Below are 12,408 nucleotides of genomic sequence, written 5' to 3'. Positions count from 1 at the left end.
GTAACGGCCCGACCACGACGATCACCGTCGCCCACCAGCTGCACTACAGCCGGTTCTCCGACCTCGCCCACGGCTGAAGTCGGACTGACGGCGATAACCGGGTTATCGACTCGCCACGAACGGCGCCGGCCGATAACCCGGTTATCGACTCAGCCTCGGAGTGCGACCAGCGCGTCGATCAGCGCGTCCAGTCCATCATCGTCGAGCTGCCGACGAAGGCGGCGCGCCATCTTGCTGACGTCCACAACAGCATCTCGATCGTGCTGCTCTGTCGCCGGCGCAGGAGACGGCGAGTCGTTCCCCGGCTGATCCTGCATCGCGGCGCCGGCGGACGAGGTGCCCTCCCCCGCGGATGACCCGCGGCGCAGGGACTCCAGCTTCTCCGCCTGTTCTTCTGGTGGAGCGGAGGCCACGGTGCGAGCTTCCTTCACCGACAGCTCGCCGATGCGGAGCTTCTCCTGTAGCTCAGGGGTGAGCTTGAGCAGCGACAGTCGCTGCGAAACCCACGCCTGAGTCTTCGCTACTCGCTTCGCCGCAGTGCGCTGCGAACCATGTCGCTCCACGAGACCTTGAAGCTCGCGGGCCTCCAGCAGTGGAGGAAGGTCCTGGCGGTGGATGTTCTCCACCAGCGTGGCCTCAGCCAGCATCGGGTCTGCTCCCCCGAGCCGGTCCTCGACCGAGGCGACCAGGTGAGTCAGCTCCGCCAAACGGGCGCCCGCGAGCCGGCGGTTCCCGATGAGGACCACCCACGCCGCGGCTCCGAGCTGATCCGCATCCTCCGGGTAGTGAGCGAGGTAGACATCCCGAGCGACCACAGTCGCTGGTTGCAGCTGCCCGTGCTCTCGAAGGCTGTCGGCGAGCTCCTGAATCGCAGGGTCGTCGTACCCGTAGCGAGGGTTGCGCGGATTGTGGGCCAGGTCTGACAGCGGGATACGGCGTAGAGACGCGCTGGAGTCCGTCGTTGCCTGGAGCGAGGCCTGCGCGGCGAAGACGTCGGAGCCGAACGACACCCGCCCGCGCTTGCGCTTCTTCGTCGGCGACCCGGCTGCTGAGTCCGCGCTGCTCGCGGCCACCTCGCTCATCGGGTGCGCCCGTAGCCGAGTTCGAGCGCCAGCCGCAGGATGTCCTGCTGGGCCTCCAAAGCCACACGGCTCTTGGCGTACTGGGTACAGACCACACCCTCTGCCGCCGCCCGACTGTGGATCTTGTAACGACGAATGACCGAGTTCGCGAGCGGCCAGTTCTTCCTACGGGCAAAGGTCAGCGTGTCGTCGAGGTCGACCCGGCCGTCCCGTGGATCCCAGAGATTCACGACCACGGTGTAGGGGACTCCCAGAGGCTCGATGACCTGCGTGATCGTCGTGTCGGCAGGCACGAAGGTGAGCGGCTCTGTCGTGATCGGAACGATCGCGTCGTCGGCACTCTTCAAGACCGACCGGAGAATGTGCTCATTCTCCAGACTGCCCGGGGTGTCAACGAACACGTGCGAGAAGTCAGCGTCTCGCAACCTCTCCAGGTCGCTGGGGCTGTCGGTCTCGGTGTAGGCGAACGGGATGTCGTCGCCAACCCGGCTTGCCCACCAATCCATGGATCGCTGCGGGTCAGTGCCCACGACCAGGACGGACGGATCGTCACCCCCGAGTACCTGGTCGACGACAGCAGCGAGGTTGACGGTGATCGTGGTTTTGCCGACGCCGCCCTTCTGGCAGCACACAGCATGAACTCTGGCCAAGATGGCCACCTCTCCGTGGACTTCACGGCCCGGAATTGGGACGCTACTTCGGATAAGTCAGACCAGATGATGCCAGCTGCGTGTCCACACTTCGAGGTCATCCCCCGGCGTGTGCGGCACCACGTCAGGGCCGCGTGATAACCCGGTTATCGCGGTCATCGCGCTGACGGCTCGGGAGCTGGATCCTGTCGACCTCCCTGCTGCAAGGTCGACCCGGGGAGCACCTGGGGCCTGAGGCCGTCGGCGAAGACTCTCGCCGTCGACGAGCCGCCAGAGTCCGTCGAGTAGGCGACCGCCCATCGATGCCGTGGCGGGGGGCTCGGAGCGATAACCCGGTTATCGCTCACGCAGCGACGGTGAACTCAGTCATCGCGCTGGAACACGCCCTGCGCGACCAGCCAGTTCCGCCAGTAATCGACCCGATCTGGGTCGGCTACGAACTCATCCGGCCAGCCGTCGGTAGCAATCTGCCGCAGAACGTCACGCACTCGGCTGCGACCAACGCGGGCGCGTGAGGAGACCTTCCGCAGATGCGGGTCCACGACGGCGTTCATCGCGCGTGCGGTGTCATCCAGGGTGAAGTGCACCGGCCGGTAGGCGACCAGGACCTCATGTCCGTGCTCGTCTGGCCTGGCGACCAGCGCACTCTCGCGCACGTCTCCTCCGCTCGCCTCGGTCTGGTACCGAGAACTGTACCGATTGCGGCGCCGTGACTGAGCGCCTTCAGTGAGCGTGTCTTCGCGGCGGGGGGTCTGCTACGCGTCCAAGCCGCCAGGCGAGGCTGCCGTCGAGGGTGTCCCCGCCGGTACGGCAGACGCCGTCACGCCTGCCTCCTTGGGTCGGATCAACCCAGCCGGACCAGCACATCTCTGGCGCTGGCTCCAGCCATGGGCTCGAAGGGAGGGCCTCGGTGCGGGGGACCGAGGGATCATTAGTTAACGAGGCGGTGTCGCGCGTGGTCGCGAGGTGTAACCGCGGTGTCCCGGAGTAGCTATCCCGGCCCCCGCGCGCCCGGCGTGGCATTGCGGTTGCGGCCTCGGCAGCGAGGGATCCGTTCGAGTCCCTACAAAAGGTCTCTGACCAGCCGAAACAGTCTCAGTAGCGGGATCGCCGCGCGGGCCTGATCTTCGAGGGGGAGTGCTGCTACCAGTTCTGGACCCAATGCGCGCCTGACCAGCGACTACGCAACATCCAGCGGCAGCGGGGGAGCGTCGGCAACGACGGCTCAGCCAACCCCACTGGGAGTGAATTATGCCCACTATGCGGCTTTCGCAACGCCTGTGGCTGCTGTCGCGTGGTGACCTGCGGAGTATGTGCTGGTCAGCGCCGGGGCGGCGAGCTGCTCCAGTGCGTATCAGGCGGGGGAGTCGAGTACCGCCCCGTCCGGTGCTCCAGAGCCCCGTTTGGCGATCCGCCGCGGGGCGGAGGACGCTCGACGGCCGAGAAGGCGTCGAGGATGTGGCCCCGGTCTTGTCGGCGCGGAAGCCTCGCAGCTGGTGACCGCGGAAGCCTCGCAGCTGGTGGCAGGGTGACCGAGCGGGCGGCCGCCTGACGGTCTTCCTCGCGCGTACCCGTGCGTCGGGTGGGCGTCACTCCGCCCCGCGGGGTCAACTTCCAGAGGGATGTTTCCGGTTCGACCAGGACGGCTGTTGTCGTCGCCCACGGGACCTCGGCGCCGGGCTGCGGGGCGAACTGTGGGAGCAGGTGTCGGTCCTGGAGGTCTCGAAAAGGCCCGGCACCCACCCCGTGGAACCTCGCGGACCGCGACTCCCAGAGGCGGGCTCGGTGCGGCCCGTTGAGCCCCGTGAGTCCCGATGCCCGGCCTGGAGCGCGGGGCCCCGCCCCAGCTGCCCTCCACCGCGCTCTGGCGAGGGCCTGGGCCCGGTGGCAACGAGCTCAGGAAGGGCCTGTGCTCGTGCTCGGTGCGACTCAGAAGCCGAGGAGGCGGGAGAGCGTGCGCGTCGTCGCTGACGCCGCGGGCGCGCGTTGCGGATCGCGCGACCGGTGCGGGCTCTCGGGCGCTCCTGACTGACGAGCTGCACGGGGCCGGGAGCAGGCCGTCGAGCACCGAGTCGATCGTCTCTCGGCGGGATGCAGCCAGACACGGTCGCTGTCGACGTCGCCGACGAGCGGCTCGCGTGGCGGCCTCGAGTCCCCTCGCATGGATGCACGCCGAGCGCCAAGCCGTTCCCCAAGGGCCTCAGGAAATTTCCGCGCCGCCTCCAGCTGTGGTGGCGGGCCCGAGCAACGCGACGCACGCGTGCGCGTGCGAGGCCAGAAATTTCCCCACGGCTCCTGTGCTCGCCGCCGGGCCCGGACTCGGTCTTCCCGACACCGTTGCCAGCCCGACTAGTCGGACTTAGTCTTCGAGGTACTAGGATCGCGGCTCAACGGGAAGGCGAACTCATGAGCATGCAGCTGCTCGCCGGGACGATGGAGTGCCGAAACGGCAACTGTCCGACCGCATGGCTGACCGAGCGGGGATCGGTGATCGTGCAGGGCTACATCGCATCTGCTCTGACAGTGCGGGTGCCGCGCGACATCGTCGAGCGCGCCGCGCGCGAACTGCAGATGCACGGCCTGTCCGTCGGCGCCGTGCCGGCGCCGCGGTCCGAGACCATCCGAACGGCGGGGGAGTGGTTCCTCGTGGCCGGCACCCCGACGACGCTGGCATGCCCCGAGGGAGAACGCGCCCATGAGGTCCTGGTGAGCGACGTGCTCACTGCCGTCGACGAAGCGACGAAGGAGGCCGTATGACCCCCGAGGACCTGGACGAGCTCTACCGGACTTACGAACACTCCGCGTTCCGGCTGGAATGCCGTGACGTCTACGCGATCCCCGGCGAGGACCCGGATTTCGACGCCTTCCTCGCCCACAAGCCGTTCCCTGCGCGCACGGTCGACGACGACGATTGGCTGGCCAACGTCCATGCCCAGGTCGGCCGGGGCAAGTACTTCGGCCGGGTCCGGCTGGTCGGCCACCCGGTCACCGACTACACCCGGTTCCAGATGCTCTGCTACCCCCGGGAGAACATCCCCGCAGGCGAGGACGTCCGCATTCTGGACCGGCTCTGGCTCGGCGCGGGCGACGATGCCTGGACTCGGCAGGACTTCTGGATGTTCGACGAGCAGCTCGTGGTGCTGCAGCACTTCGACGACGAAGGGCACTTCCTCGGGGTCTCGCAAGCCAGCGATCCCGCCCCCTACATCGCCATCCGTCGACGCGCGGTCGAGCTGTCCGTCCCGTTCGACGACTACCGGCTGGTCCCGGCCCCGCGATCGGGTGTCGAGACCCCTGAGCGCGCTGCGAGCTAATCCCCTTGACCCACGCCGACGTCCACCCACAGCACCAGCGCCTGGCGGCGCGCTTGAAGGAGCTCCGCCAGGCCGCTGGGCTCTCGGCTGCGGCCCTGGGTGAGCAACTCGGCTGGTCGCAGAGCAAGACCTCCAAGATGGAGAACGGCCACTCCGCCCTGGTGCTTGCCGACATCGAGCAGTGGCTCGACACAGTCCACGCCGACGAGGACGTGCGTGCAGAGCTGCGCGCACTCGCCCAGGAGGCGGGGACCCGGGTACGTCCGTGGCGCAACAGCAACCGCCCCGACGGGCCCAGCCAGCAGGACGCCAGGGCTCGGCGTGACGCAACGACCAGCGGGATCGGGGTGTATCAGTCCGAGGTCGTTCCCGGGCTGTTGCAGACTCCGGACTACGCGCGCAGACTGCGCGAGGTCCACAGCCTGCTCCCCGCCGCGGAGATCCCCGCCGCGGTGCTGTCGCTGATGAACCGTCAGACAGTCCTGTTCGACGAATCGAAGCAGTTCGACCTGGTCATGACCGAAACCGCGCTGCGATGGCGGCCCGGTCCGGCCTCGGTGATGCTCGCTCAGCTCGACCGCATCGCCGCGCTGGCCAGCCTCCCCAACGTGCGCATCGGTGTGCTCTCCCGCGAGACGCAGGAGCGCACCGAGGTCCGCCCCCTGCACTCCTTCGTGCTCCTGCGCTACGACGACGCACCCACGACCGTCGAGATCGAGACGCTCACCGCCGAGCAGGAAGTGACCGACCCGGCCGACGTCAAGCTCTACGAGCAGTTCCTCGCCGAGCAGCAGCAGTTCGCAGAGCACGGCCCCGCTCTGCTCGCCCTGCTCGACCGCCTCCGCGCCGACCTCTCCTCGAACACCCCACTCTAGTCGCAGCACGACTAAGGCCCGCGAGCAGCAAAATAGCTGGTCGCGGGCCTTTCCCGTGTGCTCTGGTCAGTCGCGAGAGCGTAGGGGTGGACTTGCGACTAGTCGCCGACTAGTCTGGACGTAGAGATGCCCCGGCGGGTGCGACCGCCGAGGCATCTGAGCGGACAACCGGACCGATCCCCCATCACGAGGAAGTCAGGCGCCCATGAAGACCGTACCCAGGAACGTCGACCCTCAGGCGGTGCCCTGCCCGCCACCGTGTGCCGATGCCGACGTGATCGAGCTGTTCTTCCCCGTCGGCACGGCTGGTCCGGCCCTACAGCAGATCGCCGAGGCCAAGACCATCTGCCGTCGCTGCCCGGTGCTGCAGGCCTGCCGGGCCGAGGCCCTGGCTCGGCCGGGCGCCTTCACCCACGGTGTCGTCGGTGGGCTCAGCGAGGCCGAGCGGAACGCGCTGGTGCGGCGTCGCGCGGCACGGCGGGCGGAGATCCGATGAGCGCCCCGACCAGCAACGGCCACCGTCCGACGCAGCCGTCCACACTCTCGGCCGAGCAGTGGGGGAGCGAGCTCATCCCCTCCGGCGCCACGCGTGAGGACGACCCGGCCGAGGAAGGCGTCGCCGACACCGACGAGGTCCGGGCTCTAGCTCGCCAGGTCCACCAGGCTCGTGGCCTCGCCGCGCTCCAGGACGACCCGGCCCTGCACGAAGCACTGTCTGAGCGGGAGCGGCGCGCTGACCGGAAGGTCACCGAGCGGATCCGCAGCGCCCGGCGGGCTGAGCGGCGCCGAACCGCACTCGCTGAGGTCGCCGGCACCCGCCGCGACAGGCAAGAAGCTCGCTGGATCGACAGGGCACGGACCAGCAAGGAACGCCTGCTCAACCCCAACCGGCGCCTCGCCGCGACCTATCGCCGCTACGTCGCACTGTCCTGCGTACCTCCGACCCTGATCGGCTTCGGAGTGGTGTTCATGTCGGCGACCGTGCACGACGGTGTCGTCGGCATGGACGGGCCGTGGGTGGGCTACCTGATCGAGCCGATGGCGTCGGTGCTGCTGGTCGTCAGCCTCCTGATCGGCTTCACCGCAGTACAGAACAGCCGCCAGGTCCCCCGAGGCCTCTACTTCCTCGACGGTGGTCTCGCGCTGGCCTCACTGGTGTTGACGGTCGTCCCGTGGGGGCTGCGGTACGGCTTCGACGCGGGATCGACCATCGCCCACACCCTGCCGTCGCTGCTGATCGTTGCGGCGGTGGTCGTTCAGCATCTGCTGCACTCGGTGTTCCGGCCGATCTTCGCCGAGCTCTACGAGGAGCTGCAGCCCTCGCGGCTGACCGACCAGACCTCCGACACCGTCGTGCTCTACGAGCGGACCCGCCGCGCGATCGACGACCAGGAAATTCCGGTCTCGGCCTCCGGAGCGCCGTCGCGAGAGGCGATCCGCAAGCGGTTTGGCGTGGGCAAGGTCCGCTCCCAGCTCGCCGGCGACGCCTACGAGCTCGTCCAGCGAACCCTCGACCCGCGGTAGCGCCAGTCATGCGCCCGGGCCACCGGCCCGGGGCGCTACCGCCGCAAGTCCTCTCCCCGGCGCCGCACCCCCCCAGGCGTCGGGGAGGGGACCCCTCCGACCTCCAGGAGCGCACCTCATGTCCGACCGGATCACGATCACGCTGGTCGCAGGCTCCGAACGCCACCGGACCAGCGAGCCGATCGACGCCCCCGTCGACGACCCGCACCAGATCTGGGCACACGTGCTCGAGCTCGCCGACCGGATCGGCGGCCTGGCTCGCCATGCCTACCTCGCCGAGATCGCCGTCGCCGAGACCGGCCTGCCGCTCTACGACCTTCGGTGCCTGGGATGAGCGGGCACCGCAGAACCAACGCGGCGGCCGCGGCCGGCGAGTTGCCGCCCACGCTGCGCCGCTCCCGCCCGGACCGGCGTCGCGCCGCGCTCGCCACTCGATTCGCCAAGACCACCACCGACGTCGAGCGAGCCGTGTGCGCCTTCGACTACTTCCGAGGTGCCGCCAGCCGGCGCCACCCCCGGCCTGACGCTGCCGCCGAGCTCGTCGCCGCCGTGATTGGCCAGCTCATCGAAGCGGGCGACCACCTTCTGCGTATGCAGGCACGAGAGCCCCTCAGCCCGAGGAAGGACACCGCATGAGCGAGCACGACGCCGCCCTCGAGACCGCGGCGCCCGACTCAGGCCAACAGGAGACCCCGGCCCTGCCCAGCCCCCGTGCCACCACGGCCGCGAACCCGGAGGGCGAGCCGGAGGTCGAGGTCGACCGACCGCGTGCCGGGTGGCCAACCGTGTCCGATCGGCGCCAGGGAGCCCTGCACGCGGTCACCACCGCGGCGGCCGAGCTGCGTTTCGTCCACGAGCAGCCGGCCAGCCTGAAGCAGAGCCTCGCCCTGGCCCGTCAGGGCGCCTGGACGACCACCCGGACCGGCCCGCTGCGTCGCGCCGCGGTCGTCCACGTCTGGTGCATCCAGGTGCCCGTCCTGGTCATCGGCGCCCTGATCGCCTGGGCCGCGCGCACCCCGGGGCGCCTCTGGACGGTCGCGCTCCTGGTGCTGACCGTCGCGACCGCGCTCGACCAGATCCCGGTTGTCCGCCTGTTCGTACCCGAGTTCCTGACCTGGCCCTACTGGCCACCCTTCTGCTGGTTCAACTGAGGAGAACGACATGAACGCTGCAGCCTTCGCCGGCACCGGCAGCATCGCCGCACTGGCCCTGCTGTTCGGCCTCTGGCTCTACTACCACGACGACATGCGCAAGACCACGAGCCTGCTGTTCCTCGTTGCCGGGACCGGGCTCGGCGGCCTCATCGGCGCGCTCATCGCCCAGGCCTACGGCGTAGCAGCCAACGCCACACCCTTGGCGACCCGCCTGCTCGGCTTCGGCGGCGCGGTCATCCTCGGCGGGATCGCCATCGTGATGACCCTCGAGGTCGTGATCAAGGGGATCTTCCCGAAGACGGCCAGGCCCAACCGCATCCATCCCTGGCTCGCGCTCGCGGCGCCGACCATCGGTCTCGCCAGCGGGGTGCCGATCCTCTACGGCCTCTACCGCCTGGTCGCCACCGGCATGGGCAACGCCGGAGCCGTCGCCCAGCAGTGGTTCGTGGGGTGATCGACGATGGAAACGCTCGTGCTGGTCGCGCTCATCACCTGGGGACTCGCCCGCTACGCAGGCACCGAGCTCATCGCCACGGCCCGCGGCACCGAACCACCGCGCCTGCGCGACCGCCAGCGCCGCGCCGAGCGCGCCCACGAGCGCCGGATGGCCCGGGAAAGCCGCCGCACCGGCCCCAGCGTCGGCGATGCGCTGGCCCAGCGCATCGCCGATCGCATCGCCCATCCCCGCGGCCCTCGCCCGCCGGGCCCCGCACGGGCAGCGATGGGGGAGTGGTGGTCCGACGCCTGGGGCTACGCCACCGAGCGACGCCGTGAACGCCACCAGCGCCACGCCGACGGTGACCTGCTGCGACAGCGCCTGGCCCGCAACCTCCGCCAGCGATTCGGCGGCACCACCGACCCGCACTGGCGGCCGCGGCCGACCACCGCCCAACGCCCATCCCGCCGCCCTGACAACGCCGACCCGGTCGTCATCGACGCCGAGCCGACCCCAGGCCCGCCCACCGACCACACCGCACCCGCACCGGTCGAGGAGACCCCGAACGACGACGCCCCGGAGGACCTCAAGGAGCCCGACCAGCACGAACCCGACCACACCCAGCAGCCCGAAGCCATCCACACCGACACCGAGCCCGAGCCGCGGCCCGCGGCCGAGCACCAGCCGACCGCCACGATCCACCCCATCCGGAAGGACATCCCGATGACCAGCGCCAACCCGAACCTGACCAGCGGCGAGACCCTCGATCCCGGCAGTGCCCACCACTTCTGCGAGCAGATGCAGAACGTCGGTCAGCGACTCCTGACTGAGCTCGATCAGTCCGTCGCCTCCCTGACGCAGGCAGGCGTCAGCGGAGAGCCCATCCGCCTGCTCGAGCAGATGCGCGAGAACGCCCAGCTGTTCACCAGCTCCGCCGGTGAAGCCCAGACCCACTTCGGCCGGCACCTCAACACCCAGGACCAGGTGCTCAGCGACGACACCCTCGCCGGGACCGTCAACGGCACCTACATGGGCACTCGCTCCTAGCCCGACAGCCCCGCCCCCAGGGCCGGCCCCCGGCCGCTGGGCACCCGCGTCGCGGCGGAGCGGTGGCACTCCGACAGCACTCCGGCACCACAACGACGAAGGGACTTGCGATGCCCAGGCAGCAGAGCGTCGCCGGCACCAACCTCACCCCAGAGGTCCTGGCCCGCGCCCTGCAGCGCCTGGTCGACGAGGACACCAGCGCAGCCACACCCTCCACCGAACTCACCATGCGCCAGCCCACCACCGTGCTGCGCAAGGAGACCCCCCGGCGGTCGGAGATCAGCGATCACCACGATCGCATCCGAGCCGAAAACGCCGCCCGCCGTACCCCCTACCTGGCGACCAGCGCCACGGCCGCCGCCGGATACCTCGGCTGGGGTCTGACCGAGCTCGTCGGCCTCGCCGCCGGCCCCGGCGCCGAGCTGGCCACGACCACCGGCATCGGTCTCACCTCCCTCGGAGCGATCGCCGGTGCCCGCGCCCTGCTCCACAACCGCATCCCGGCCTTCTGGCGCCGGCAGTCCTGGGCTGCAGGCGCAGGCACCGCGGCCTGGATCACCGCCGCCTCCGCCGTCGGCCCCGCCAACTGGACGATGACGGCGCTGCTCGCCGGAGGCGCCGCCGCGACCTGGGCCAGCTGGATGAAGCAGCACAGCATCCCCGATGTCGACCCCAACGCTCCCCAGCTGCCCGAGGCGAGCGACGAGACCACCAGCGGTGACTACGGCGACACGCTGGCCCAGCGCTGGTCCGAGAGCGTCAGCCGGCGCGGCAAGGCGCTGCCCGGATCCATGCTCACCGACCGCGTCGACCTCAGCCGCGCCATCCGCTGGACCGTGCGCACCCCGGCCGGTGACGCCTCTTTCGATGACGTGTTCGGCCGCCGCCCCCGCATCGCTGGCGCACTCGGGGTCTCGGCGAAGAACTTGATCATCGAACCGCACGAGGACAACGAGGCCTGGGCCTACCTGACCGTCATCGTGCGCGACTTGCTCTCCGGCGGCATCCCCTACCGCGGCCCGCGCTACGACAACGGCGTCATCCCCCTCGGCCCGTTCGCAGACGGCGAGGGCGACATGCAGTTCTACGCCGTCGAGGACATCGGCGTGCGCAACGGCCTGGTCACTGGCGAGCCAGGATCGGGAAAGTCAGCCTGCCTCGAGGCGATCGGGCTCGGTATCAAGCAGAGCGGCGTCTGGCACCTGCTGTTCGGCGACGGCGACCCCGACGGTGGGTCCAGCCCCGTACTCAACGACATCAGCGACTGGGCCGAGGCCGGGCCCCGCCAGGTGCTCGCCCAGCTCGAAGCCATCGAGGCCGCTCTGGAAATCCGCAGCCTGCTCAAGTCCACCCTCACCGAGGGCGCCGACGGCCCGGTCCGGATCACCGACCCCTCGCAGCAAAGCCCCCTGCGCAAGCTGCTGCCCACCACCACCATCCCCGGCCTGATGTGGATCATCGACGAGCTGCAGCGCCTCAGCACCGACGACTGGCTCAAAGCGCAGGACTTCATCCCGCGCCTCGAACGCGTCGTGCGGATCGGGCGCAAGTACGGCGTCGCCGTGGTCGTCGGGACCCAGTCCCTGCTCGCCGGCGACTACGGCAACAGCACCGTGCTGCGCGGCTACCTGATGGCCCGCAACCTGTTCGCCTTCCGCAACATGAACCGCAGCGAGAACGCGGTGGTCGGCGGGATGGCCGTCACCCCCGGGTCCCTGCCCCCCGGCGGTGGCTACTGTTTCGCCATCGCCGGTGGCCGCCTGTCGATGGGCCGCGTCGCCTGGGCCCCCGACCTGGGGGAATGGGCCACAGCCCTCCCGTCATGCGCGCTCGACGAAGACACCGCCCTGGCCATGCGCGACTTCCAGCCCGCGATCGAGCAGAGCCCGAGCGCCCGCTTCGCCGCGCAGGTCGAGAAGCTCCACGCCTGGCGGCGCCGCAAGGAGTCCGGCGAGCCCGGCGACTCCCCTGACGCCACCGAAAGCGCCGCTGTTGAAGTCGCTCTGCCCGCGTTCATGCAAGGCCTGCAGATCCCGTCCGCGCTCAGCGCGCAGAACGTCGTCGCGCTGCGCCCACGACCGGCCAGCTCGCCTGCTCCTGAAAGCGCCCAGACCGCCCCGGACATCGAAGGACTCCCCACCAGCCAGCAGGAGGTTCTAGGTGTGATGTCCAGGGAGGTTGGTCAGCCTGGTGACTGGTGGCTGGCCGCCGATGGCGGAGTGAGCGCGGTGGTGATTGTAGAAGTGCAGCCAGCCGGGTAGGGCGTCGTTGCGTTGGCGGGTCGACTCATAGAGTCGGGCGTAGGCCCAGCCGTCGGCCAGGGTCC

14 protein-coding genes are annotated in these 12,408 nt (G+C 69.9%); 10 read left to right on the top strand and 4 right to left on the bottom strand.

The window, feature by feature from the left end; translation table 11 throughout:
- Positions 1–149 precede the first annotated feature (149 nt).
- From FVA95_RS25400 to FVA95_RS25390, 3 genes are all read right to left on the bottom strand, one after another.
- Complete coding sequence (locus FVA95_RS25400) at positions 150–1,082, bottom strand: ParB/RepB/Spo0J family partition protein (protein ID WP_149666389.1); 933 nt, start codon at positions 1,080–1,082, stop codon at positions 150–152.
- Positions 1,079–1,741: a ParA family protein gene (locus FVA95_RS25395; RefSeq protein WP_205015988.1), complete on the bottom strand. Its 663-nt coding sequence runs from the start codon at positions 1,739–1,741 to the stop codon at positions 1,079–1,081. Before FVA95_RS25395 ends, FVA95_RS25400 begins: the two co-directional genes overlap by 4 nt.
- 353 nt (positions 1,742–2,094) lie before the next feature.
- Positions 2,095–2,388, bottom strand: a complete 294-nt coding sequence (locus tag FVA95_RS25390; RefSeq protein WP_149666388.1) for a hypothetical protein — start codon at positions 2,386–2,388, stop codon at positions 2,095–2,097.
- A gap of 1,750 nt (positions 2,389–4,138) precedes the next feature.
- On the opposite strand from FVA95_RS25390, the gene FVA95_RS25385 reads away from it, so the two are divergent.
- From FVA95_RS25385 to FVA95_RS25340, 10 genes are all read left to right on the top strand, one after another.
- A complete protein-coding gene (locus FVA95_RS25385) occupies positions 4,139–4,489 on the top strand; it encodes a hypothetical protein (RefSeq protein WP_149666387.1) in 351 nt (116 codons plus the stop codon).
- The gene (locus FVA95_RS25380; protein ID WP_149666386.1) at positions 4,486–5,046 is read left to right on the top strand and encodes a DUF6879 family protein; all 561 of its coding nucleotides are present in this window, start codon (positions 4,486–4,488) and stop codon (positions 5,044–5,046) included. Before FVA95_RS25385 ends, FVA95_RS25380 begins: the two co-directional genes overlap by 4 nt.
- Positions 5,047–5,051: 5 nt before the next feature.
- Complete coding sequence (locus FVA95_RS25375) at positions 5,052–5,921, top strand: helix-turn-helix transcriptional regulator (protein WP_255474689.1); 870 nt, start codon at positions 5,052–5,054, stop codon at positions 5,919–5,921.
- 205 nt (positions 5,922–6,126) lie between these two features.
- Positions 6,127–6,417, top strand: coding sequence for a WhiB family transcriptional regulator (locus tag FVA95_RS25370; RefSeq protein ID WP_149666384.1), 291 nt, complete (start codon positions 6,127–6,129; stop codon positions 6,415–6,417).
- Positions 6,414–7,445 (top strand): hypothetical protein, encoded by a 1,032-nt coding sequence (locus FVA95_RS25365; RefSeq protein WP_149666383.1) that lies wholly within the window; start codon positions 6,414–6,416, stop codon positions 7,443–7,445. The genes FVA95_RS25370 and FVA95_RS25365 overlap by 4 nt, the downstream gene beginning before the upstream one ends.
- A 118-nt stretch (positions 7,446–7,563) precedes the next feature.
- The gene (locus FVA95_RS25360) at positions 7,564–7,779 is read left to right on the top strand and encodes a hypothetical protein (protein ID WP_149666382.1); all 216 of its coding nucleotides are present in this window, start codon (positions 7,564–7,566) and stop codon (positions 7,777–7,779) included.
- Positions 7,776–8,081, top strand: a complete 306-nt coding sequence (locus tag FVA95_RS25355) for a hypothetical protein (protein WP_149666381.1) — start codon at positions 7,776–7,778, stop codon at positions 8,079–8,081. Before FVA95_RS25360 ends, FVA95_RS25355 begins: the two co-directional genes overlap by 4 nt.
- Positions 8,078–8,596 (top strand): hypothetical protein, encoded by a 519-nt coding sequence (locus tag FVA95_RS25350; protein ID WP_149666380.1) that lies wholly within the window; start codon positions 8,078–8,080, stop codon positions 8,594–8,596. The genes FVA95_RS25355 and FVA95_RS25350 overlap by 4 nt, the downstream gene beginning before the upstream one ends.
- Before the next feature lie 10 nt (positions 8,597–8,606).
- Positions 8,607–9,053, top strand: a complete 447-nt coding sequence (locus FVA95_RS25345; RefSeq protein WP_060722550.1) for a hypothetical protein — start codon at positions 8,607–8,609, stop codon at positions 9,051–9,053.
- A gap of 6 nt (positions 9,054–9,059) precedes the next feature.
- Positions 9,060–10,082, top strand: coding sequence for a hypothetical protein (locus FVA95_RS25340; protein WP_149666379.1), 1,023 nt, complete (start codon positions 9,060–9,062; stop codon positions 10,080–10,082).
- A 2,156-nt stretch (positions 10,083–12,238) separates the two neighbouring features.
- On the opposite strand, the gene FVA95_RS25335 is transcribed toward FVA95_RS25340, so the two are convergent.
- Positions 12,239–12,408, bottom strand: a 170-nt coding sequence (locus tag FVA95_RS25335; RefSeq protein WP_149662779.1) for an integrase core domain-containing protein, incomplete at its 5' end; no start/stop codon positions are given.

Origin of the sequence: Pseudonocardia sp. EV170527-09, assembly GCF_008369905.1 — a bacterium.
GTDB lineage: Bacteria > Actinomycetota > Actinomycetes > Mycobacteriales > Pseudonocardiaceae > Pseudonocardia.
The sequence above is the reverse complement of the archived record's forward strand: the minus strand, read 5'-3'. Positions and strand labels throughout refer to the sequence as shown.